Source organism: Pseudoalteromonas sp. 0802, from assembly GCF_013350085.1.
Lineage (GTDB): Bacteria > Pseudomonadota > Gammaproteobacteria > Enterobacterales > Alteromonadaceae > Pseudoalteromonas.
In genome coordinates this window covers 66,908-91,370 of sequence record NZ_JABVXE010000007.1, presented here as the reverse complement: position 1 = coordinate 91,370, position 24,463 = coordinate 66,908, and the positions used below count along the sequence as shown (strand labels likewise).

Annotated in this window: 20 protein-coding genes, 1 pseudogene and 1 riboswitch; of the genes and pseudogenes, 12 read left to right on the top strand and 9 right to left on the bottom strand. The window is 41.7% G+C overall.

The window, feature by feature from the left end; translation table 11 throughout:
• The first annotated feature begins 28 nt into the window (after positions 1–28).
• Positions 29–565: a hypothetical protein gene (locus HUS61_RS13015; RefSeq protein WP_175082633.1), complete on the top strand. Its 537-nt coding sequence runs from the start codon at positions 29–31 to the stop codon at positions 563–565.
• Positions 566–591: 26 nt separating this feature from the next.
• On the opposite strand, the gene HUS61_RS13010 is transcribed toward HUS61_RS13015, so the two are convergent.
• The 7 genes and pseudogenes from HUS61_RS13010 to HUS61_RS12980 all read right to left on the bottom strand — a co-directional run bounded on the left by HUS61_RS13010 (position 592) and on the right by HUS61_RS12980 (position 6,008).
• Positions 592–1,434, bottom strand: a complete 843-nt coding sequence (locus tag HUS61_RS13010; RefSeq protein WP_175079643.1) for a DUF4198 domain-containing protein — start codon at positions 1,432–1,434, stop codon at positions 592–594.
• Positions 1,435–1,443: 9 nt separating this feature from the next.
• Positions 1,444–1,944 carry a DUF2271 domain-containing protein gene (locus HUS61_RS13005; protein WP_055198551.1) on the bottom strand — a complete coding sequence of 167 codons (501 nt, stop codon included), beginning with the start codon at positions 1,942–1,944 and terminating at the stop codon, positions 1,444–1,446.
• Positions 1,944–2,576: a PepSY-associated TM helix domain-containing protein gene (locus HUS61_RS13000; protein ID WP_058586042.1), complete on the bottom strand. Its 633-nt coding sequence runs from the start codon at positions 2,574–2,576 to the stop codon at positions 1,944–1,946. Before HUS61_RS13000 ends, HUS61_RS13005 begins: the two co-directional genes overlap by 1 nt.
• 196 nt (positions 2,577–2,772) lie before the next feature.
• Positions 2,773–3,162: pseudogene (locus HUS61_RS12995) on the bottom strand (YbaN family protein); the annotation flags it as partial.
• A complete protein-coding gene (locus tag HUS61_RS12990; RefSeq protein WP_063529003.1) occupies positions 3,162–3,740 on the bottom strand; it encodes a biliverdin-producing heme oxygenase in 579 nt (192 codons plus the stop codon). The pseudogene HUS61_RS12995 and the gene HUS61_RS12990, both read right to left, overlap by 1 nt.
• Positions 3,741–4,097: 357 nt before the next feature.
• Positions 4,098–5,417: a porin gene (locus HUS61_RS12985; protein WP_062566332.1), complete on the bottom strand. Its 1,320-nt coding sequence runs from the start codon at positions 5,415–5,417 to the stop codon at positions 4,098–4,100.
• 105 nt (positions 5,418–5,522) lie between these two features.
• On the bottom strand, positions 5,523–6,008 hold the full coding sequence (locus HUS61_RS12980) for a MarR family winged helix-turn-helix transcriptional regulator (protein ID WP_054562966.1): 486 nt from the start codon (positions 6,006–6,008) through the stop codon (positions 5,523–5,525).
• A gap of 329 nt (positions 6,009–6,337) precedes the next feature.
• On the opposite strand from HUS61_RS12980, the gene HUS61_RS12975 reads away from it, so the two are divergent.
• From HUS61_RS12975 to HUS61_RS12955, 5 genes are all read left to right on the top strand, one after another.
• Complete coding sequence (locus tag HUS61_RS12975) at positions 6,338–7,189, top strand: D-hexose-6-phosphate mutarotase (RefSeq protein WP_175082632.1); 852 nt, start codon at positions 6,338–6,340, stop codon at positions 7,187–7,189.
• Positions 7,190–7,257: 68 nt separating this feature from the next.
• Complete coding sequence (locus tag HUS61_RS12970; protein ID WP_175079641.1) at positions 7,258–7,791, top strand: PH domain-containing protein; 534 nt, start codon at positions 7,258–7,260, stop codon at positions 7,789–7,791.
• Complete coding sequence (locus tag HUS61_RS12965) at positions 7,754–9,316, top strand: PH domain-containing protein (RefSeq protein WP_258537481.1); 1,563 nt, start codon at positions 7,754–7,756, stop codon at positions 9,314–9,316. The genes HUS61_RS12970 and HUS61_RS12965 overlap by 38 nt, the downstream gene beginning before the upstream one ends.
• A 79-nt stretch (positions 9,317–9,395) precedes the next feature.
• Positions 9,396–9,635, top strand: a complete 240-nt coding sequence (locus HUS61_RS12960; protein ID WP_158685563.1) for a hypothetical protein — start codon at positions 9,396–9,398, stop codon at positions 9,633–9,635.
• A gap of 359 nt (positions 9,636–9,994) precedes the next feature.
• Complete coding sequence (locus HUS61_RS12955) at positions 9,995–12,817, top strand: hypothetical protein (protein WP_175082631.1); 2,823 nt, start codon at positions 9,995–9,997, stop codon at positions 12,815–12,817.
• Between the two features lies 1 nt (position 12,818).
• Here the strand turns inward: HUS61_RS12955 and HUS61_RS12950 are convergent, their stop codons facing one another.
• On the bottom strand, positions 12,819–13,958 hold the full coding sequence (locus HUS61_RS12950) for a lipopolysaccharide assembly protein LapB (protein ID WP_175082630.1): 1,140 nt from the start codon (positions 13,956–13,958) through the stop codon (positions 12,819–12,821).
• Positions 13,959–14,229: 271 nt separating this feature from the next.
• On the opposite strand from HUS61_RS12950, the gene HUS61_RS12945 reads away from it, so the two are divergent.
• The 3 genes from HUS61_RS12945 to HUS61_RS12935 all read left to right on the top strand — a co-directional run bounded on the left by HUS61_RS12945 (position 14,230) and on the right by HUS61_RS12935 (position 16,220).
• The gene (locus HUS61_RS12945; RefSeq protein WP_175082629.1) at positions 14,230–14,844 is read left to right on the top strand and encodes a PQ-loop domain-containing transporter; all 615 of its coding nucleotides are present in this window, start codon (positions 14,230–14,232) and stop codon (positions 14,842–14,844) included.
• 75 nt (positions 14,845–14,919) lie between these two features.
• Positions 14,920–15,741, top strand: a complete 822-nt coding sequence (locus HUS61_RS12940) for a hypothetical protein (RefSeq protein ID WP_175082628.1) — start codon at positions 14,920–14,922, stop codon at positions 15,739–15,741.
• Entirely contained in the window at positions 15,738–16,220 is a 483-nt protein-coding gene (locus HUS61_RS12935) for a pilin (RefSeq protein ID WP_175082627.1), read from the top strand. Before HUS61_RS12940 ends, HUS61_RS12935 begins: the two co-directional genes overlap by 4 nt.
• A 50-nt stretch (positions 16,221–16,270) precedes the next feature.
• Here HUS61_RS12935 and HUS61_RS12930 read toward each other — a convergent pair whose 3' ends face one another.
• The gene (locus HUS61_RS12930) at positions 16,271–18,781 is read right to left on the bottom strand and encodes a zinc-dependent metalloprotease (protein ID WP_175082626.1); all 2,511 of its coding nucleotides are present in this window, start codon (positions 18,779–18,781) and stop codon (positions 16,271–16,273) included.
• A gap of 265 nt (positions 18,782–19,046) precedes the next feature.
• Between HUS61_RS12930 and HUS61_RS12925 the strand changes: the two genes are divergently transcribed.
• From HUS61_RS12925 to HUS61_RS12915, 3 genes are all read left to right on the top strand, one after another.
• Complete coding sequence (locus tag HUS61_RS12925) at positions 19,047–20,219, top strand: efflux RND transporter periplasmic adaptor subunit (protein ID WP_175082625.1); 1,173 nt, start codon at positions 19,047–19,049, stop codon at positions 20,217–20,219.
• A gap of 9 nt (positions 20,220–20,228) precedes the next feature.
• Positions 20,229–23,366, top strand: coding sequence for an efflux RND transporter permease subunit (locus HUS61_RS12920; protein ID WP_175080684.1), 3,138 nt, complete (start codon positions 20,229–20,231; stop codon positions 23,364–23,366).
• A 135-nt stretch (positions 23,367–23,501) separates the two neighbouring features.
• A riboswitch (cyclic di-GMP riboswitch) is annotated at positions 23,502–23,585 on the top strand.
• Between the two features lie 107 nt (positions 23,586–23,692).
• Positions 23,693–24,262, top strand: a complete 570-nt coding sequence (locus tag HUS61_RS12915) for a hypothetical protein (protein WP_055020585.1) — start codon at positions 23,693–23,695, stop codon at positions 24,260–24,262.
• Positions 24,263–24,463 lie beyond the last annotated feature (201 nt).

The window sequence follows — 24,463 nt, the reverse complement described above, 5'->3', positions numbered from 1 at the left end:
TAAAAAAGAATTTAAAAGGAGGTTGAATATGAAGTTGTTGTTATTAATAGGGTTTTGTTTTTCGGTGGCTACAAGTAGCTTAGTGTTTGCCGAACAAAATTTACCAAATAGTCGTCATTATGAGTTGCTAGCTTCAGATATTGCGGTGCAGCAAAGCTGGCAAGTTAAAGACACAATTAAAGGTTATGAGATGCTGGAATATCAAATTAACCTTAATAAAGGCACTACTTTAAAGGTTGATTTTTCTCCATCAAATTTAAGCAACTACTTTAATATTTTACCAAAAGGCAACCCAACTGCTTTGTTTGTTGGCCCGGCAAAAGGTGATCATGCCGAGGTTAAAATTCCTAATAATGGCGATTATGTGATTCGAGTGTTTCTAATGCGCAATGCTGCGCGCCGTGATGAGCAAAGTGAATTTACAGCCGATATCACGGTATTAAAAAATACATTAAAAGGCATGCACCCAAGCTGGGATGTCGATGGTGATGGGGTAAATGATTGCGAGAAAGACGGTAGCTGCGATCACACGGTTGACTACAGCCTTCCTCGAAAGTCGAATTAGGCCTTTGCTAAGGCCTAATCAGCATATTATTCAGGCGCTACTTCAAGCGTTGTGAATAATGAGTAACGAACGTTATCGATATCTGCTTCTGCTGGTTTTTGATCAACAGATGCTTCAATCAAATACATATCGGCGTGAGCGAATGTCACAGTAAAGAAACCTTTTTTATCGGTTGTTACTTTAACTTCGTCACGCTCATTACGGTAGCGAGCACTACCACGAACAATAGCAAGCTCAACGTCAGCAGCTGGTTTGCCATCCATTAGTAATTGGAACTTAGCTTCTTCACCAGCAAATAGATCGTTCGGGTGAGTAGGGCCTGAAATTTCTAAGCCCTGACCAAGCAATGTTGGCTTAGAAGTACCATTACGGCTAACAAAAGTATCAACAGTTGCGATTGATTTTACAGTGCGCACGTCGGTTGCGCCTGCTGGTAGGTCTGCTTCTTTTTTACCTGCGAAAACACGGCCGCGATTGCCGTCTTTATCTTTATAGAAAGTCATTAGCATTGGCTTTTGCTGCATAGCAATATGGTAAGTACCGTCTTGCGTTAAGCTCACTGCCGCTGAGTTTTTGCGTTTTAAATAGTATGCACGAATCGTTTCTTCAACCGGCTTGCCATTTGGAGCAAGGGCAATTAATAAGTTGTCGTCATACTCTGCGCCTTTTTGTTTTGGACGGTATGCTTTATCTGGGCTAAATAACTCATTAGAAATACTGGCATCGATCATCACATAGTGAGTTTTCTCACCAGATAAAGAAGTGTGAGATGGCATTAACCAACGGGCATGTGCTTGTGCATAGCCAGATGCAATTGCTGTGAAGGTCACGGCGCCGATCAGCGCCGTTTTTAATAATTTTAATTTCATTGTTTGTCCTTAATTACTGGTAATGGTAACAAAGCTAGTCGCGAACTCTTTTTCGCCTTTAATTGTGACTTTGCCGTCTTTCGTTAAGTCGATTTCAACGCGGGTGTAATCTCGGCCACCTTCTTCACGTACAACTTCAACATTTAGTAGGTAGCTACCAGGTTTAACTGGGTTGCCCTTTAAATCTTTACCTTGCCACTCAATGGTGTAAGTGCCTGGGCGTTTTGTTGCACCTGTTACACCATCAAAGCTGTCGTTGCTACGACCTGCTTTTCGCCACCACTGACGTAAGTCTTTAAACCATTCAGCTTTTTCGACCCAAAGTGCAATAGTGGTAACGTGTTTACGTTCAGGTGTTTCTAGCCATAACGCCACGTAAGGGCGATGATATGGAGAAACATCTAGCTCAGGTAAGGTAAATTCAACGGTTAGGTTGGGATCTTTTGCAAAGCTCAGTGGGCTGAATAAACAGCCAATTAGTAGAGCAACGAGTAAGTGGGCTTTTTTCATTAAGATACTCCTTTAAGTTGAGGCACCCAAACTAGATAAATAACCAAAGGCGTGGCAACACCAAGCAGCGTTAACCAAAGGCCTGCGGCACGTTTTTTACGGTTTTGAAAGAGAATAAATAATCCGGTAATAGCAAACAGAATCATCAAAACAGCTGAGATATCAATCACCCAGCTCCATGCTTCGCCTGTATGGCGGCCCTTGTGTAAGTCACCAATCAGACTCATAAAGCCACCAGTTTGATAATCAATATTAAGTTCACCGGTTTGAAAATCGATTTCGGCATAGGCAAAGCCAGCCGGAAGCGGGTAGTCGAGCATTACCAAGGCATCTTCTTTTTCCCACTCAATACTCTTTACATTGCTGAGTGAAAACTGCTGTTGCATGTATTGCTCTATTTCAGGGTAAAGGCTTGGTAATGTGTCGAGGTTTGCTTGTGCTTTTTCGAATAGCTCTGCAGAAACAAGTAGTTGGTTCTGACCATTATGTTTATCATTTTCGAGCCAACTAACGTGGTTAAGAATGATGCCACTGACACAAAATAAAATAAGCAAAAAGAATAAGGCCGTTGAAAGGTATATGTGTAAGGCGCGGCTAACGCTATAAAAGCTGCGTTTGTTAAATGAGAACATAATGCGGTTTATTCGTTAAAGATACAAATATGATAATGATTTGTATTACTGATAACAAGCAGGTTTACGTTCTTTACATTTCTTTGTGCTAGAAATGAATAGCGAGGTAAGCCATAACTGCTAGTTGCGAACTGAGAAAACAAGCAAGCAACATCAAGCGCATCTGTGTGGTTATATTAACTTGAATTAGGGTTGGTTTATTTGGCTCAGATGGGCGGTTAATTAAATAGGCTAATACGCTCAATTCAATCACTGCTACTAAATACATCACCCAAATTGGCGCGGCACTTAGTAGTAAAAAAGCATATCCGATAGCCATACCAAAACCTGCTAATAACTTAGCACGGGTAGGGACAACCTTATGCTCTTGCCAAAACCTTAACGGTTGGCCGTATCTGGGGTGGTTTAGCAGCCAGGCAGAAAGCTTGGGTGATGAGCGGGTAAAGCACGCCAATGCTAGTATAAAAAAGATAGTCGTCGGCATCACAGGTAATGCAATACCTATGATACCTAAACCCACCATCAATAATCCGAGTAACTGATAGCAGCCATTTTTATAGGCGGTAAACGCCGCTCTCACATTCATCAATAAAGTTGGGCCTGATAAAACTTAAATCGTTGCAGTGCTTGCTCGGCACCCTCTATCAAGGTGGCTTGTTGCTGTTCACAGAGCTCAAGGTTATCAATAAGATGATTTAGTTGACAGTCTTTAGAGTATTCACTTGCTTTAGCAAGGTAGCGTGCACCACGTTGATTATTTAACTTTAGCTCAGCTTCTACCTGTTTGCCTAATGTAGCTGCAGAAAATTGCGCTCCTTCAATTACATACAGCCAACCAAGTACATAGGCAAAGTCGGCATTTTGAAAGCGGCAGGGGTACTGTTGATGATTTGGTAATGGGTGTTTTAAATCGTCTAAGTCCTGCTTGATTAAAGATAATCGCGTACGATCATGTAAGTTATCTATATATTGATGTAAACCAGCATGCTCGTAGAGGCCTTTTAATTCTAACTGGTAAGCATACTGTAAGGTTAAAAACTTTTTATAGTTATCTAAATCAGCACTAGGCGCTAGCGCTAATAAATGATGATCAATATCATCGGTTATGATGCTTATCGCTTGTTTTAGCTTTTCAGCTCGAGAAAGTAGCTCGAGTATTGGCATGAATATGTTCCTCAGCAACGTCTTTAGAGTAAATGCACGGGGTAGTTGATGTTGTCATAGGGTTATACCCATAATTTCTAAGTGATAATCAAGCAAAGCTGCTATACAGCTTTTAACAATAAATCGGGCTTAGAATGGTGCTATATAATAATGATTTTCATTTGTATAGCCAGAAAATGTTTTTACTAAAGGTACAGATCGGACCTTAGCCTTAAGCATAGTGGACTACTTGGGAGTGAAGTAAGAAGTTTGCTAGTAATGAATGAACGTTAAGGGTATCGTGAGGTTGTTGTGTGGTTTCGAGTAAATAAAAAAGCAAGGAGGCCAGCTCCTTGCTTTCACTTAATTAAGCGTATCTTAGAAGTAATAACCTATATTGATATTGAAGCGGGTTTCAGTCTCGTCGCTGTCGCCAGCAATTGAACCACCAACAAATGGTTGGTTTTTCGCTTGTACAAAATCAAAGTAAGTGAATAAGCCACCTGCGGCAACAGATACACCGGTTACATTCATCCATGTATCTTCGCTGTTATCTGACTTGTCATAAATGATGCCGTAGTCATTATAAAACTGCAGGTTAGTGACCGGGCCCCACTCTACAGGCAGGCTGTAAGCTATATTAGCATTAGTCATGGTCGCTTCTGCGGCAATACTATCGTAAAACGCATAAGCACCCACGGCCATACGGTCGACGTTGTCGATATCGTAGTTATATTCACCGTGCTGGAGCTGGAAATTCCATGGACCAATAGTACTGTTTAAGTGCACAGCCCAAGCGTAGTAATCGCCGGCTTTATCTTCACCGTCATGCAAGCCACCCGATAACGCAGAAACACCGAGCTCGGTGGTGCCGCCGTCATGCTCAAAGTGATAACCATAACGACCAGAGAAGGTGTTGTACTCACCAATCGCATTGGTTGGTTCGGCATAAACACCTTCATCAGCAGAGCGGAAACCAACAACATCATATGAGTAGCGGTCGCTTCTGTCGCTTACGTAACCATCAACACCACCTAGCTCATCATTTTTGAAAAAGCCCAGATCAATTTGCCAGTTGTCAGCAATTTTGCGCTTGAATAGCACACCCAGATCGTGGTCATCTTCAAGACCAATATAGTAAGTGGTGCCAAAGAAGTAGTTGTGTGAATTATAAGGCCAGTTACCAAAAGGCACTTTGGTAATACCTGCCTGCACTTGCCAGTCTTCGGCAAAGTCATAAGCTGCGTAGGCATACTTAACAGCAGTCATGTAATCGAAAAAACGGATCTCAGCGTTAAGCTGTACATCACCGACATCGCCTGCAAAATTTAGCCTGAAGATGTCAAAATCGAAGTCGCCACCGCGGTTTTTATTACCATCGTTATAAGATGTATGGCTGAAGTTGGTACGTACTGCACCCCCGACCTTAATGCCAGATTCTTTTTTAGGAGCTTCAACAGCTGCTGTTTGTTGCTCAAGTTGCTTTTGCTGTTTTGCTACTTGTGCATCAATTTGCGCTTGTTTTTCGGCTTGTTGCTGCGATTTTTCTTCGGCAGCATCAAGTTTGCTTTGCAGTTGCTGCATTTGCTGTTTCAGCAATTGCAGCTGCTTTTGAAGGTCATCAATTTCAGATGCCTGACTAAGACTTGAAGTTGTGCCCAAGGCTATTGCGAGGGCTAACTTTGATAGTTTAAGCATGAATTTTCGCTAGTGTTGGAATGGGTACTACCAAGCATAGTTGATAATCATGCTGAACCCAAGACTAGACACAGAAAATTAATATTAATCAATCAGTTTTAATTTTTACTGTGGTTCTAATGTCTTGGTGATTGCGCCAACTTCAAGCAGAGGTGAAGCATCAAGCTGATCTGCATCCATCATTGCGGCAATACGTTGCATTGATGAAAGTAGTAAGCTTTGCTCCCATTCATCGAGTGCTGAGAACTTTTCAATGAAGTGTTCTTGCAGAGGCTGAGGTGCTTGATCTAGTAGCTGTTTACCCGCTTCTGTGAGATGCAAACTAACTCGGCGTTTATCTAATTGGCTACGTACACGGGTGATCAGGTTACGGTTTTCTATACGGTCTAAGATATTGGTAACCGTCGCCGGGCTTAGGTTTACATTTTGTGCAATACGACTAGCGGTGATGCCATCGGTTTGTGCAACCTCGTTCATAATCAGTAATTGTGGGCCTGTTAAGCCAGAGGTTTTGTTGAGCTGTTTTGAATGAAGGTCGATGGCTCTGATCACTTTGCGCAGCGACACTAGTAGCTCGTCATACTTTTGCATGTTTCTGTCTCTTAAATAAGGCGGCGTGGAACAACCGCAATCGCAAAATATTACACATCTAATAAATTGAGTTCAAATAAATAATAACTATTTAGCTTATAAATTGCGGCCATAATGGTTGATATCGTGCTTGTTGATTAATTAGAGCAGAAATTAAAAAGCAAAAGTTAAAATTTAGATGGAGTAATTGTTGTTAACACTTAAAATGCAACTACGAGGTGACACCATCACTTTGTAGTAAAACAATTTATACAAATAACTAAATATTATTTACTAAAAGCCACTGCATTGGGTAAGGTGGATTTTTCTTTCATTAAATGGGACGAATTATGAAGTTATCGCCATCAGTTACGATTGAGCAAAGTGAAACCGGGCTTGAATTTATTAAAGTTGCTAGTGAGTTTTGTAGCGCAACTATTTTTCTGCAAGGTGCGCAGATCACTGAGTTCACGCCAACCGATAAAAAGCCACTATTATGGGTCTCAGAATTAGAAGATTACCGAGAAGGCAAAGGTGTGCGAGGCGGTATTCCGATTTGTTGGCCATGGTTCGGAGTAAGCCAACATGAAGGCTGGCCAGCTCATGGTGTTGCTCGCACAAGTTTATGGCGCGCAGAAGAAGTGAAAGAACAAGACGATTCTATTTATATCAGCTTGTCTTTGCCGATGACGCAAGTTGATGAAAAGTATTGGCCTTATAAAACTAAGTTATTGGCTGAGTTTATTTTAACCTCTAGCTTAGAGATGCGTTTAACAACCACGAACTTAGATAACCAAACTGTACAGTTTACTCAAGCACTGCACACGTACTTCCCAACACCAGCAATTGAAGAAACAAAAGTAGATGGTCTACAAGGCGCCAAATACATTGAATTTGCTGAAGGTCCATTTGAGCAAAAAGAGTTAGTGTCGTTTGCACGTGAAACAGACATGGTTTACACCGAAGCAAAAGACACTCAACGTATCATTACACCTGATGGCATTATTGAAGTAGGTCGCGAAAACTCAACATCCTGTGTACTTTGGAACCCATGGATTGATAAATCAAAACGTCTTTCTAATTTTGCTGATGACGAATACCACGTCATGCTGTGCTTAGAAGCGGCTAATGTCCTTGATGATAGTGTTGAACTTGCACCAGGAGCAAGCCACACACTTGCAACAAAACTACGCTGGGTATAATTTATAACATATAAAAACTCAGTGTTAGCACGTAAGGCCGGCACCGCTGGCCTTTACAAGGAATTACCGTGTTTAGTAATCAACAAATAGAAACCCTTCCAAAGCATCAAACGATTCAATTCCAACCACTTGCTGATAATGCGATATGGCATGTACAACTAAATTGGTTGTTATTTTACGTGCCTTTAATGGCCGTGATCATTGCAGTACGGCACTTTAATCCAGCCATTAGCGAAGCCATTACTACACCTTGGCTTTTGGTTTTGCCATTGTTGGTAATACTGTCGATGGTTTTCAACCTTTACAGCGTTCGCGCTAAAGGGGTGGCAGTAAGAGAGCATGATATTGCCTTTAAGCGAGGTTTAATTTGGCAACAAATCACTTTATTGCCTATTTCTCGCGTGCAACACACCGAAATTCATCGCGGCCCAATTGAGCGAAAGTTAGGACTCGCAACACTCAGGCTTTACAGTGCGGGTGGCATGAGTGCTGATTTACATATCAGTGGGTTAACTGACGAACAATGCAATGATGTTCGCCAGTTCGTGCAAAGTTATGGTGATAATGCAGCAACTCAAGAAAATGAGCTTGCCGATGAGTGATCAACAATGGCAACGCGTGTCGCCATGGGCGCTACTGTATTTTATTGTTCACTTTGCACTGCGTTTCATAAAAGATGGGCTACTTAATTTACTGCCAATTTTGGTGTTATTTGTTACGCAAGTTGAGCAAAAGCTGTTTTGGGGGCAAATAGCTGTTGCCGTAGCCTCTTTAGTTTTAGTGCTGTATGCCTTTGCTTATTATCGTAATTTTAAATACCGCATAACAGATGGTCACGAAATACTGCTCAATAAAGGGGTATTCAAAAAAGAGCGGCTAACCCTAAAATTTGCTCGAGTACAGAACGTAAACATTGCCGAGCCTTTTTATTTTCAGCCGGTTAATTTGGTTAATTGTATTTTCGATGCTGCCGGTAGTAGTGCTCAAGAAGCTGTTATCCCGGGAGTAAAGCTTAGCTATGCTGAGCAAGTTCGTGAACAAGTTATGGAATTTAAGGCTCAGTTACAACAGCAAGAGCAGCTACCTGTTGAGCAGAGCGAAGCAGCAGATACGCCGAAAACCTTAACGATCAGCAATGCTGAAATTGCTAAGTTTGGTTTGATGTCGAACATGGCAATATTGGCATTGGCCGCACTTGCTCCATTTATGAATGTGATTTTTGAGTACCTCGAAAAAACTATCATAAACCGCCTAGAGGCCATACTGAATGAGCAAGCTGCTTTTGTTGGCAGCGCAGCTGCAATCGCTGCGTTAATTATGGTTGTTGCCATTGTTTTATGTGCCATTTTACTTTCTGTTGTCATGGCCTTAGTGCGCTTTTTTAACTTTCAGCTGTATTTTCAGGACGATAAGTTTAAGCGTGTGGCAGGTTTATTTGAGCGCCAGCAACTCTCGATCAGCGTGTCGAAAATTCAAAGTGTGCAAATCAAACAAAATATTATTGCTAGGCTCCTTAATCGCTATACCTTAATTTGCCCACAAGTGAGTAGTGGTGGTATGGCTGCTGGGGTTGCGGCACATAAAAATAAACAAACGTTAGTGATGCCAGTAATCACTAAAGAGCAAGTGCAAGCCGTGTGTGGCTGGTTATTTCCATGGTTTGTTGATTTAACAGAGCTTAACTTTATTAAGCCTGAGCGAGCTTTACTTTATAAAAATACGTTTTTCTATGTGATCCTACCTACTGTATTCTCTGCTTTAATTTTCAACGCCTTATTTGATACTGCTACGATGCTGTGGAGCATTGTCGTGGGCTTAGTTTTGATGATCGGTGTGTTTTTGAATTATCAAAAAACGGGTTTGGCTATGTATCAACATGACGGCCGTTTTTTTGCCGTATTTAAAACCGGCATGCTAGGTGTGCAGTATCGTGTTTTTGAAATCTATAAAGCACAAAGCGTCACCACAATAAGCACTTATTTAATGCGCCGATCACAGCTTAAAAGCTTGTATATACAACTAGCTTCTGGTTATGTATCAATGCCTTACTTAAAAGCGGAACTGGCTGAGCAGTTTGCTGATTTCGCCCTACATGAAATAGAAGGCGTTGAGCGGAACTGGTTTTAAATGAAAATAATTCTCAATACCATTGATTCGTTTTAATATTGAGGTATACTAGCGCAACGTCAATAATCACGGGTGCGCAATGATTTATTTACTACCTATTTTAGCTATTTCAGGTGTTGTTGCCTTACTTTGTTATGCACGTTCGCAGCAGGAGTGTAAGGGCTTATGTGTGAGTGTTGCCGTTACAGCAATTGCTTTACTCGTAACCGCAGCTTTAGTCATTGCGGGACTCGGTGCATTAAGAAGTAGCCTGATGTTTGCCGTGACTATTTTTATTATTTATCAATTACTAGGTCTAGGGCGTGCTGACCCTTTATGATTAATTATGCAGCAGTGTGTTTGGTATTTAGGCAAGGCAGAGCCTATGTAGTGTGGTTGTTCCATTGTTCCACATAAATAGGCGATAACGCAGCATTAATGCCAAACACGCGCTGCCCTCCGGGTTCTTCCTAGGGGCGATTAACTCTTTGTTGCTCGATTTTTACTTAGCCCACTAGGTTACAAATCTCGCGCCGCGATTAAATCGCCCCTAGAGTGAACAAATTTCAATCAACAAGGGTCAACACGCCCTACAACCGCTAAAAATCGAGTAATTTCTTACACTTTTTAACTTCAGCCTTTTAAAAAAGCATCGCATACTAATTCTTAAATTAAGCAACTTGCTAATCAAGGATTGTGATGAAAAAAGCCCTGTTAACTGTGGCATTACTTGCTGCTAGCCACGCTTCAAGCCAAGAGACTTGGCAAACTATTCATACCGAGCACTTTAATGTGCATTTTAGTACTGAGAATCAGCAATGGGCCCGTTCAGCGGCAACAGAGCTTGAAATTGTTCGCGATAAGGTACTAAAACAGCAAAACCGTGCTCTTGATGAAGTGGTCGATGTTCTGGTTTTTGACCCATTTAACGCCTCCAATGGCTTTGCTTTGCCGGTGACTAACAAACCTCTAATGGCTTTGTTTACCACGCCTCCACAATCCGACACGGTGATTTCTAACACCGATGGTTGGCAGCAGTTATTAATTTTGCACGAATATATTCATTTGGTGCACCTTGCTCAGCCTACTCGAAGTGACGTGCGCCAAGCTATTCGTAATAGTTGGGATATTTACGACTTAGTTGAAGGCGAAATGCCGTGCTGGGCTGCTGAAGGGTATGCAACGCTGCTGGAGTCGAAAATGACAGGGCGGGGTCGTTTATACGATAACCTTTCAGAGGCAATACTGGTTGAATTTGCCCAGCAAGGTGCATTGCCACAATATAGCCAATTAAGTAGTACCGAAGGGGGCTATTTAGCTGGCTCAATGGCGTATTTAATGGGATCTCGCTTTCTTGCTTGGCTGGAAGAGAACTATTCAGCGCAAAACCTTGATGCAGTTTGGACGCGCATGCAAGCGGTTAAAGCGCGTGATTTTAATGAGGCCTTTAGCGGAGTATTTGGCCATTCACCTGAACGCCTCTACCGCCGCTTTATTGCAGAATATACTTATGAAGCAATGGCTAAAGAGGTAAGTGAGCAAACACTTACAAGTAAGCTTTGGTTGGATCTTGATCTATACGCCTCGAACCCTGTTTTAAGTTTAGATAACAGTAAGCTTGCCATTGTTGAGCGCAACAAAGATGACGAAACCCGCTTAGTCATTTATAGCACTGATGACAATCAACAGGCTGCTGATGATTTTGCGAAGCAGCAACAAGCGTTACTCGATGATGACCCTGCTGATATTGCAGATAAAGCCCCCGGTGTTTTTAAGCGTAAGCAAAAACATGTGCTTCACCAAATTAATAGGCAGGGTATAAAAAACCCGCAATGGTTAGACGAAAATACATTGTTTTTCACCGCCACAACAACTGTTGCTAAAGGCTCAATTCAAGGTATTTCTGATCTATACCGCTATGATATTGATACAGGTAAAGTAACTGCATTAAGCCATCATGCAGGGCTGCGCCGCTTTAGTATCAGTGATAACGGGCAAACGGTTTATGCTGAGCAAACGAAGCATGGTTTCTCGGAGCTAGTGCGTTTTGATCTCAATACGGGTGTCGCTACGCCTTTATTTGAGAAAAGCCTAGAAACGGTTTATGACTATCCATCACTAAGCCCTAATAAAACGCAACTTGCCTATTTAAAAGCGACATTGAATGCTAATTGGCAGTTGTATATACAAGATTTAAGATCCCAAAAATCACTTACTGTACCAATGCCAGAGGGCTATCAGTATGTGTCACAACCTAATTGGCAAGCCAATGGCAAAGGGCTTTATTTTGTTGCCGGTAAAAATGCCGCTCTCGATTTATATCATTATGATCTACAAAGCAATTCACTACGCCAATTAACGCAAGGTCAAGAAGCTGTTGCACATCCAATGGCAATGAATAATGGTGAACTTTTGTATTTATCGATCACTGCAGAAGGGCCGAATATCAAGCATTTTATTGAGCAACCACAAGGATTAGAGGTTGTTGAATTTGCTAAAAGTGCGGCGCCACCACGAGGTCAGGTAACGAGCGAAGTATTACCTGAGGCGAAAATCTACCCGCAAAGCCCAACTGAGCCAGCCGATTATGATATTTGGCAGCAAAAGCCGACTTTTTCGCTGGCATCTCAGTATTATTCGGCATCATCTTCACTGCTAACCCTAGGGGTCAAAAGTAACGACTTTTTAAAGCAGCTTGATTTACAAGCAGGCTACAGTGCTGATTTACATGACAAAGCATTAGAAGGGGTGTTCGCGGCCGCTAAGTACTCAGCGTTTGATTTAAAATTTAAAGCGCTGTTATTTGATTACGACCTTGAATCGGCAAAACAGTACCATTCACAAATACCGGTGAAGATAAGTAACACTGGGGCGCATTTAGCCATGAGTTACCCGTTGCAGTTTCAGCAGCTTAGAATTACACCGAGTTTGAGCTATAACTACAGTGATTTTAGTAAGGGGGATGATCAATGGTTAACCTTTGGACTTGAACAAAAATGGCAACATGATAGACAGCGATACGGTTTTGCTCAGTCTGTGAGTGCTCAGTGGTTATCCGGTGATGCTAACTCGAATAATTGGCAAGGCTATAACTTTGCCACCGAATTGAGCGGTTATGCTTTTGATATTCCTGTTTATGTTAATTTTGCACAGCAATATCGCGATGACAGTATTCTTGCACTTGGCGGTTATGAGTCAAACTTAATTAATAATGACACGCAAAGCGGCTTTGTTGTTGCCCCAGAGTTGCCGTTTATTAGTCAATCAGGTAACCGCTATAAAGGTTATGGCGGGGGCATTAGTTACAAAGATTCATTACCTTGGCTTTATTACCAACAGCATCAAGTTGATAACCGAGTTTATGCGCAAAGTTATGGTCTCAAGTGGCAAGGTGACTTTAGCTTTGGTATGGGGCCCGCTGGTTTGAACGATGTAAACCTTGATTTTGGCGTCGCCCGGGTAGAAGGCGACGACTTTGAAAATGATTTACGGGCTTGGCTAAGCTTCTATTACTCGTTATAGCCTAGTGTTGGTCTTTTAAGGCGAAAAGCTTGGCGTGATATAGCGCCAGTTTTTCGTCTTTATTTTCTATCTCAATGGCTTTTTCTAGCCATTCCTTACTGCTTTGTTCATTACCTTGCTGAAAACTAATAATCGCTAATTCGATATAGGGTTCAGATAAATAAGGGGCTAATGCAATAGCATCTTCAAGTTGTTGCTTTGCCTTGAGAAGCTTGCCATTGTTACGGGCGTTAATTGCCGTTGCCAGTAACTCGAATGGATCCTGCTCTAGCATCGCCAACTGTGAATTGAGCTGCTCTGCCAAAACTTGATCATTCAGTTGCTCGGCCAGCACTGCGTAATTATGTAGTAAATTTGTATCGCTAAAGCCATGCTGCATTGCTGTTTGATAAATATGTTTTGCTCCAGCTAAATCACCCGCTTGGCGATGTAAAACGGCAGCTAGATTATAAAGTGCTGCTGCATTTGGGGTGTATTCATTGGCTTTTAATATATAACTATAGCTTAAGTCGAATTGTTTCAAGGCCAGTGCTTTTGCAGCCAAATTACTGTAATAACGGCTAATTAAGTCTTTTAATTCAGCGCGACCAGAGTAAAAACTACCACGAGCAGGAAAGTAATCGATTACTGTGCCTGGCGGCACCAAGTAATTATCGTCCTCATTTAAAGGGGCGTAGACTTTGGTGCGAAAATGGCCCGATACATACACGATGTTATTTTGTTTGCTATAAACAGGCTCACTGGAGACCGCTTGAAAGCCTGTTTGAAGTCCTGCTAGTTGAGCATAAGCATGGGTTAAAATTGCTAAGCTAATACAGTTACCTTGATGACCTTGAAGAGTCTGCTGGGCATTGAGTGTGGCGCTAAAGTAATTAAAATTGGTGAGCTTATTTTCTAAATAGCGATATAGGATTTGGTCATCTCTTAAATCGCCACCTTGACGTTTGGTAAAATAATTAAGAAAACGTTTCTGCTCATCTGCAGGGAGCGTAAAGAGTTCAGGGTCGCTAAGTTCAACGTGTTTAAAATGTGCTGCATTGAGTAAGCTGGCCACACTCGGTGGGGGCGTTGCTTGTTGTTTTGTACTCTTGCATCCAACTAAAAAATTAATTAAAACAAGCGCATATAATATTGACTTCATGGCCTAACCCTCCTGAGCACTATTTAATCAATGTACCCAGATCACATTAATTATTCAAGTTAGTCGTTAGTGTCATCAGCTGTAAACAGCTTGTACGGATATCTTGCCAATAGACTGTTGTTTATTTTTTATTCTTTATTGCATTCTAAAGCGCTCTCATTACAATGCCGCGCTCTTTTAAATTGCTTTAAAAACAGGTGTTTACTGTAATTTTATGGGTGATTTATAAACTGCTAACTTATTAACTAAATTGTAACGAGAGAGGTCTGTTTTGGCGCACTTTTTGCCGATTATTTCATGCTTTATTTTAGCGTTTAGCTTTTATCCGCTTTTAAATAAGATCCGTAAAAATCACAGTGTGTCGGGCGTTTCGCTGTTAATGATGAGCTTTGGTGTCGCGCAAAGTTTATATTTCATCACCTTTAACCTGTTTTTTCAGCGTTTTTACATGGTTTTGCCGTTTGTTGTTACCGGCATGCTAAGTGGTGTGATTCTTTACTACTTTGTTCGTTACAACGCTGCGCGAAAGCAACGCATGCAGCTAGCTGGGTTATTAGCCATGTCGGTCGTGCCTTTTGGTTTGTTGCTTAACCCTCATTATGAAACAGCAACGGTGCTTAACTGGCTAACCTATGTAGGTTTAGTCATGAGCTCTATTCGTGTTATGCCGCAGACTTATAAAACCATTAAAAGTGGTGATATTAGTAATTTAAGTGCGCGCTACTTTAGCCTACAGTTTGTTGCTGGAAGCTGCGGCCTCGCTGCCGAACTTGCTATGGCGACACCGAGTGTGTCTCACATTCTGACCTTTGTAATGATTCTACTGACTAATGCAGCGCAACTAGGATGTATTCAGTATTATAAATCGCGCCCTGCAATGGCTTGATTGGGTAATAAACAAACTATTTATTAACTTTTTGCTTTATGGCACATTATCTTATCGCTATCGAAAGGATAAGATATGAATTGGAATCAATTAGGCTATTTATGTCGGTTATTATCGCCAATAAGTGGCCTAAGTAAAGCACAGCAAGAAGCGCTTAGTGCCCCGCTACACTTAGAAATTTATTATGATGGACAAAAGAATAGTCCATTAGCCACTAAGCTTGCAAAAGACCTTAAAGAAGCTGAAGGTGAGCAGCAGCAAAGGTTAGCGTTAAGTTATGCAGCGTTATCATCAACACTAAAAGAGCACTCTTTCGACTATAAAACCAAGTTGCTTTATCTGGGTGTACTTTTCTCCGTTTTCATCCTTGTTAACTTTATTTACCAGCAATTTGTTATTCCTTCGTTCTCAAATGTGTTTAGCCAATTTGATGTGCAAGTTACAGAGCACATGGCTAGTTTAGCTAGGTTCTGGCTGGTAGCAAGTATTGCGCTCGGCTTGTTCTTGATGGTTATTATATTGACTGTAAATGCGCTTCGACAGTTTGCAAATCTGACTTTACTGAGTGCTTCATCAGCCCAGTTAGGGCTAATAATCCCCAAACAAATTAGGCAAAATTATGATGCTTTAGTCGCGTTAATTGAGTTTCCATTGTATGGAAGAGTACAGAACAATAATCGTGAGTTATCTCATTTAAAAACATGTCAAAGTAATGGCTTGGATATTGCCGAAGAGCTAGAGCTCCTCGTCGCCAATAAACTTGAAAGCCTACGCGATGAAATCACAGCGTATATCAACAGACTCATTACTGTATTTAGTATTTTATTGGTGATATTAATTGCCCATTTCTTAATGGGAGCATATGAGCCTCTATTCTTAATGGGAGAGATAGTATGAAAAATAAAGGATTTACGCTGATTGAGTTGATGGTTGTAGTCGCCATCATCGGCATTTTAGCTTCTGTTGCATTACCACAATACAGTCAATATATTCAGCGCAGTGAACTAGCGGATCCCTTAGCTATGGCGTCAACTATTCGAGAAGACGTTACAACCTTTTATTTGGAGCACGGCCGCTTTCCAAAAAACAATGAGCAAGCAGGTGTCCCTGCAAGTAAGTTTTTAATTGGTAATCGGGTTACGGGGATCACTGTCGAAGACGGAGCGATTCATATTAGTTTGGGTAATAAAGTATCGATGCCTTTGCAAAATACAGTGTTAAGTTTTCGCCCTGCCGTTGTTGTCGGAAGCCCAACAAGCCCTATCGCTTGGCTTTGCGGTTTTGATAAACCTGTAACGGGCATGCAAGCGGTTGGTGAGAATAAAACGACTGTGCCAAAAGACATATTACCTTCGTCGTGTATTGATAGACGTTAACTTTAAAAACAAAAGGCTGCCAAGTGGCAGCCTTTTTTGTGTTGTTTTACTTATGCTTCGAGGGCTTTACTAATTAAGCGATCGATATATTGCTTATGGGCTTTAGCTGCGGTGTCTGCACCCCATGGTACGCTCATATCAGCAATTTGATTTAACTGATAAAGTGCAGCTGCTTTGGCTAGGTTATCGTGCTTGCTGGCTTTACCTAAACCAGCAATCGCGATTAGCTGATTCACATATTCAACTTGTAGATTGTGACTTAGGCTATTTGCTTTTTTGCTGTCTACAAAAATGCTTGCTGTTAAGTCATTCATAAATTGGTTAAGTGAATACTCGTTGCCATACATCGCACTATCTGAAATACGCAGCATGACAGCCGGATGTAACAACTGAGCAAGTACCAGCTTTTGCATACCTAAAATCATGCCATGTGGTTTAGGGTCTTCGTTCTTACCATAATGATTAAAACCACGACGCTGCTGTAGCAGGTAGTTATACAGTGGCTGCATGCTAGCAAGCACATTTGGCGAGAATACTTTGTCGGCTAACACTTGCATTGCATGTTGCTGGCGCTCAAGTGGCACTGGCGTAAATGGTGCACCATTTTTGTCATCGCCCACCACATTACGTTCTACATAAACACCACCAATTTGACGAGATACCACGCCTGCTTGTGTTTTGTAGCTTCTAAATAAAATGTTCGCTGAGGTAACTAGCTGCTGGTATGACTCACCATTAACCGTGGCATTGTCTTTAAGTTCAGTAAACAGCTTATTGATAAGTTCCATACGATCATCAGCATATGCGGCAGGGTTAGATGACATATCACCAATCATTACACGTGGGTCGATATGGCGGCCTGGGGCACGCATATCATCAGCATCATTACCAAAAGCTAAAGCATGCTCAGATGAGCGAGCGAGAATTTTTTCAAGGCGCTGCTGCTCAGCTGCTTTATCAGCCAATGCTTGGCTGTAGCCGTACTCAATCGCCCAATCATCGTAAGGGCCAGGTTTTGTTTGGAAGATATCACCTTGTTGCATGCCAATAGGGGCAATGTTTGCTGGTGCATAGTCCATAACTGAGCCCGTTACGATACCTTGCGTTTTACTCTTATCGTGAACTTCTTTTTCATCCCACAGGATAGATGATTTCATATTGTGGTTAAGACCAAGGGTATGGCCCACTTCGTGTAACACCAGCTGAGTTAAGCCTTGGCGTAAGATCTCTTTGCCTTCAATGCTCGCACCTGTACCTAAGCCTTTAGCAAGTAGCATGTTTTCTTGAATGCTGTGACCCAATGAGCAATGTAAGTCTGTGCTGTTTTGGCTAGTTTCAAGCGTGGCTGCACCTTGAGTGTATAAGGTGTCGTACATCCAACGGTTTTTCATGAAAACGTACTCTAACATGATGTCAGAGCCTAATATTTCACCGGTTAATGGGTTCGCAAGGGCAGGACCATAACCGCCAAATGGAGGGCGTGGTGATGCAGTCCAACGTAATACGTTGTAGTTAATATCGCCCGCATCCCAATCAGCGTCATCAGGTTGTACTTTTACCTCGATGGCGTTTTTAAAGCCCGCTTTTTCAAATGAGCTATTCCACGCGAGCACGGCATCACGAATAGTGTCTCGCCACTCAACCGGTGTGGTATTTTCAATCCACCAAGTAATCGGTTTAACTGGCTCTGAAAGTGCAGCTGATGGGTCTTTCTTTTGTAAGTCCCAGCGCTTGATGACATCTTCATAAGGTGCCCAATCCGCTGATGTCATATTGTCGAATTCGTTAGTAAAATAACCAATACGCGCGTCATCTTGGCGAGCTTGATAATCATTTTTCGGTAACGCTACAAATGAATGTTGTACTTTAATTGAAACGTTACGAGGATCGCTTACGGCTTTTGAACCTCGTACTGTTGGGTTAGCATTAGAAAATACATAATCCACCACAACATCTAGGTTATTTGGGTAAGGACGCTGTTTAACAATACGCGATTTTTTGTCGTTTAACTTACCAAGTTTAAAGCGTTTGCTGGCATTTTTATCTTTAGGATTCGCCCATGGTGACACTTTATGCAGTGCTTCACTTAAAAAGAGCTTATCAACATTAAAGGCAATTTTGCCGTCTTCTTCTTTTTCGATTTTAATACTCGCAAGCACAGCTTCGCTGATGTTGGCATCGGCAGAGCGTGCTAGGGCTGAGTTTTCATCAAATTTATAGCGTGGTGTTCTGCTTATAATATCAATGCGGTCAAAATATTTACGAAACTCAATTAGTTTTGTCTCACGGTATGCCCCTCTGAAGTGACCTGCATCAGTAACACCATCAACAGTGTGAGCAAAATACACAAATGGTGTATCAAGTTGAGATTGGTCGATCACCATTAAGTTATCGCCGGTTTTCGCATCTTGGTAAATGCTGAAAACACCGGCAAACTCGCTTTTATCTTTGATCATTTCAGCCAGTGTTTTTGGCTTCTTTTCTTCTTTTTTCGCTTCAGCGGCATGGCCATTCATGGCAAACGCTAAGCTTAGTGCCAGCGCAATGTTTGTTATTTTCATTGTTAACTCGTTCCTTTAATTATTTCTCAATCAAGTTTAATGAATTAACCTCTTGATAAAAGGCTGTTTGTTAACAAGCGTGAAGGTGATTTTGTAAGTTTTTGATATTAGGTAACTTTTGTTTGTAACAAATTGTTCTTAGATAAGTTTTGGTTTTTGTGTTGCCAATTTATCTGTTTTTGTAACAGTTCCTTACAAATGTCACATTAATGTTTCTGTCAGCTTTGGTATGATAGAGCCAGTGAAAATTTTATAGGTGTAAGTTATGCGCACAAGTTTATTAAAATGGATATTACCGTTTGTTGCATTAATCGTTGGTGTTGCTGGTTTTAAGGCAATCAACGCGATTGCTCAAGAGCCTAAAGACAAGGATGTAGTTGATGTGCGTCCTTTAGTACAGGTTGAGCCGGTAGAAAGTGATGATCATCAAGTGATTATTAACAGTTACGGTGAAGTGAAACCTCTTGAAAGTACTTTACTTGCCTCGCAAGTGGCTGGTGAAGTTACAAGCTGGCACCCAAACTTTGTTGCGGGTGGCATCGTAGCTCGCGGTGAAGTGTTATTTACCATCGAAAAAGACAACTACGAAGCAGCTGTACTACAAGCTGAAGCGTCACTTGCTAGTGCTCAAGCGGCACTGATCGAAGAGCAAGCACAAGCTAAAGTGGCAGAGGATGAAGCAAGACGTTACCCAGAACGTGAGCGCACCGACTTATTCCTACGTAAACCTCAAGTTTTAAGCGCGCAAGCTGCTGTTAAATCAGCGCAAGCGGCATTAAAACGTGCCGAACGTGACCTTGCTCGCTGTGAGGTAAAAGCACCTTACGATGCGCTGGTGATCAGCCGTGAAATTGGTGTCGGCCAATACATTAATGTAGGCAGCCAAGTTGCTGAAATTAATAATATTGAAAGTGCGGAAATCATTGTACCAATTGCTGGTTTCGATAGTGTATTTTTGCCAAAACGCTTAAAAGGCGTAAAGGCGACCATTATCAATAAAGGCTTAAACAGCTTTACTCGTGAAGCCGAAATTGACCGTGACCTAGGCGTTGTTGACAACGCGACGCGTATGAGCAATTTAGTTGTTCGTGTTGATGACCCATACGGCTTAAAGCACGACGTACAACCTATTAAATTTGGTGCTTACGTACAAGTGAGCTTTGCCGGTGCAACACTACAAAACATCTACCGTTTACCACAGTCTTTAGTGAATAACCAAACGGTGTGGATTGTGAACGACGAGAATAAACTTGAACCACGTAAAGTAACCGTAGTGCGTGAAGAAGGTGAGTACTTCTACATTAGTGATGGCCTTGAAGTGAATGACCAGTTGGTTCTGACGCTGCCTGAGTACCCGCAAGAGGGTATGGAAGTGAAGGTTGCTGGAATGAAAGAAATGACAAGCGATGCAGAAACTGCAGCGGTTGAAAAGCTTTAAGGTAGCACTATGACTGATACAAACACAGAAAAACAGTCTGGCCTTATAGCTTATTTTGCCAATAACTCGGTCGCTGCTAACTTAATGATGGTGTTTATCATCATAATGGGGATCATTAGTTATTTCACTATTCAGCGCCAGATGTTCCCGAATGTTGAAATTAACTATATTGAAGTACAAGCCAATTATCCGGGGGCCTCACCACAGGAAATTGAAGAAAGTATTCTGATCAAAATTGAAGAGTCACTAAAAGATGTAACCGAGATTAAACGTGGTGTATATCGCTCATTTCGAAATAGTGGCCGTGCAAGTTTAGAGATCAACACTGATGCAGAACTTACTGATGTACTCGATAAAGTGAAGCTACGGGTAGACAGTATTGCGACTTTCCCTGCGGGCATGGAGCCTGTGACGATTAGTCAGGTTGAATTTCGCCAAGATGTAATCGGTATGACGCTAGTAGGTGATATTCCACTTACTGAGTTAAAGCCAGTTGCAAATAAAATTGAAGATGAATTACTGCAATTATCCAATGTGTCACTGGTGCAAAACGATGTACCACTTGATGAAATTGCAATTGAAATTGACCCTGATTCACTACGTCAATACAACCTTACTTTAAGTGAGGTGGCAAGTGCAGTACGTCGTTACTCTGCGAATATCTCGGCAGGTCAACTACGTACTGACGCAGGTATTATCTCGGTACGTGTTGAAAATCAATACTACAGCGGTGATGAGTTCCGCCAGATCCCAGTAAAAATTGGTGCTAATGGCGCGAAAGTGCTGCTAAACGACATCGCTGTGATTAAAGACCAATTCACAGAAGGTGAGCGCTACTTTAAATTTAATGGTGAAAATGCCGTTTATTTATCAGTAAAAGCAACCAAAGAACAAAACATGATCCCGGTTGCTGATTCAGTTAAAGCGTTTATTGAGCAAAAGAATAAAGAGCTACCGGCGGGCCTGCGTCTTGAGCCATTAATGGACATGACTTACTACCTAAATGCCCGTTTAGACATGATGAAAAGCAACCTTTTCCAAGGGGCTATCTTGGTTGCCATTATGTTGTCTATCTTCTTGCGCTTTAAGTTGGCACTTTGGGTAATGATTGGTTTACCTGTGTGTTTCTTAGGTGCAATGATGATGATGCCATTATTTGGTATCAGTATTAATATCGTGTCGTTATTTGCCTTTATTATGGTACTCGGGATCGTGGTCGATGATGCCATCGTCATAGGGGAAAGTGCCTACACCGAAATTGAGAAAAAAGGCGGTGGTGTTGTAAATGTCGTAAATGGCGCAAAACGCGTTGCTACCCCAGCAACATTTGGTGTTTTAACAACGATTGCTGTATTTGCACCATTTACTCTATCAAGTGGCCCAGAGAGTGCATTTTTCTTCGGTATAGCCGTGGTGGTTATTCTGTGTCTGATATTCAGTTTGATTGAATCGAAACTTATTTTACCGGCACACATTGCCCATACTAAGTTCCCGCCAATTAATCAAAATAGTTGGCGAGCGCGTTTTAACAAACGTTTCTTTAACTTTGTAAATGGCCCGTATAAGCGTTTTATTGAGCTGTGTGTGGAGTGGCGTTGGTTTGTGCTATTTGCGTTTATCGGTTTATTGATTTTGACGTTTGGCTTAATTTCATCAAATCAAGTGCGTGTGGTACCAACACCAAAAGTACCTCATGACTTTCCGCAAATTCGTTTAGAAATGAATGAAAATGCCTCGGATATGCAAACGATTAATGCTATTCGTGAAATCGAAGCCATGGTTAATAAGGTAGATCAAGAGACAGAACGTGAATTTGGCCAAAAGCTAATTCGCGATATCTTAGTGTTTAACCAAGGTCGTACTGAAGCACAATTACTTGCTCCGCTTGTAGATGAAGAGCTTCGCCCGTATAACGCATTCGAACTATCTCGTCGTTGGCGTGAACAAATGCCAAGTATCCCAGGTGTGAAATCGCTGCAAATTTACGATGATGTAAATGGCGGTGGTATGGATGGTGAGTTTGGTTACTTACTTTACGGCCCAGATATCGATACCTTAAATGAGGCAGGTCGTCGTTTTATCCAACTACTACAACAGCAAAAAGGCTTATTTGATATTAGTTCGACTATCGATCCGGCGAGCAAAGAGGTGCAATTAAGCTTAAAACCTGTGGCATATGATCTAGGTTTAGACCTTGCCAACATTGCTAACCAAGTAGGCGCAAGCTTCTACGGTGGTGAAGCTCAGCGTGTTATTCGTCGCGGTGAAGAAGTGCGTGTTATGGTTCGTTACCCGAAACTAACACGTGAAGCGTTTGCATCATTAAAGCACGCTGTTATCACAACGCCTGCAGGCCAAGAGGTGATGCTGGGTGATGTTGTTGAACTGAACGAAAAACCAGGTATTAGCTATATTCGCCGTGAAGGTGGCTATCGTACAGTGTATATCTACGGCAGTATCGATGAAGAAGCGATTGAACCGGGTGAAGTGGTTAAGCAAGTGGACGAGAACTTATTACCTCAGTTAAAAGAGGAATACCCATCAGTTAAAACTGAGCTAGGTGGTTCTATTGAAGAACAACAAGCGCAAGCTAATGAGCAAATCATGTTCTTCATCGGCGGTATGATTTTAGTGTATATCTTGCTTGCAGTGCCGCTTAAGAGCTATTCGCAGCCTCTAATTGTTATGTCGGTTATTCCATTTAGCTTAACCGGTGCAATTTGGGGTCACTTCTGGTTTGGTCTAGATATTAGCTTGATGTCGGGCTTTGGCTTGATTGCTGCAGCGGGTGTTGTAATTAATGACTCGTTAGTTATGACCGACTTTGTAAACCAAGCACGCCGCGAAGGTATTTCAACTCGCGACGCAGTTATTGAAGCAGGTTGTGCGCGCTTTAGAGCAATCACCCTGACATCAATTACAACCTTTGCTGGTGTACTACCGATTATGTTCGAAACCAGCTTGCAAGCTAAATTTGTAATTCCAATGGCGGTTGCACTTGGTTTTGCGGTTATGTTTGCAACTCTAATCACTTTAGTACTAGTACCTTGTTTGTATATTGTAATGAGTGATGTGGGTAATGGCTTCTTGAATGTATTCCGTGCAGGGCACCGAGTCGCGACCAGAAGAAAGCTAGCAAGGGATTAACAGCCCATTTGCGAAAAAGCCAGCCAAGAGGTTGGCTTTTTTGTACCTAACGCATTTGCTAGTAACTATTTGCTATATAAGACGTTTGGTTACATTCTTTTGTTTGATTTGTGATTCGGTCACGATTATACTCAGTCTTGTTTTTGGCAAACTAACTGAAAGGTTAGGACGCAAAGTTTCCGGTCTAAGGTTTTAAACTATGATAGCGGGACCGCTGATAAGCACATAATCTAGTGCTTTGGTTCACTTGCCTCAAACTAAAAGTATTTATTTTGTTCGGTTGTTAGATAATGCCTATTAGTTGTTCTTAGGGTGATATTTTGTTTATGCATACGTCAATGGCCTCCGGGAAGTGGTTGCCGATTGGTTGCTTAAATCATCATACCCAACTGTTTGTTGGAGATAGGGTGATTGTAACCTTTTATGACATGCAAGGAGAGCTAGTCGATTTATCATTCGAATACCCGATCAGTAGTTCCGATCAGGGTGAGCCTCATAATTGGCCACGTTCTGTTGCCGAGCATATAAACGTGCATGTTCCGCTGGTAAAAGCGGGCAAAATGACTGAACAAGGTTTAGTGGTTGCGTACCGTTCAAACCAAATTTATGCCCTTGAAGGCTCGGGCATTACGCATGTAAAAGTGGCGTTTAATTGCATCGCAAAATGTAAAGAGCGAGTGCAAGATAGTCTGCAAGATTATGACTATGTCTACCCACAAGCATGCAGCGATTACAGTGCAGGTGTTAAAGTACTGCAGCCAAAAACGGGCCATATTTATATGTGCAAACCGTGGCCATTTAGCGAGTTTTGTCGTGTTAAAGATTCACACAACCCGCTGTTTGAGCCAGGTGTAGGAAAAAGCTGGGCTATGGCTTGGCAGCAAGTATCGCATTAACAGTTTCCCCCTAAATGCTATTTTAGCATTGCTTAGCCCACTCAATTTGAGTGGGCTTTTTTAATACCAACCCGCAATAATACTTAATCATTTTGAGGGATTAAACCTGTCGCTAACTGCGTTAAAAATTTCTCATTTAGAACAACTAAATAACGAAATTTTTGCCTTGTTATCAACGAGGTTTTATTGCCTCAAAATAGA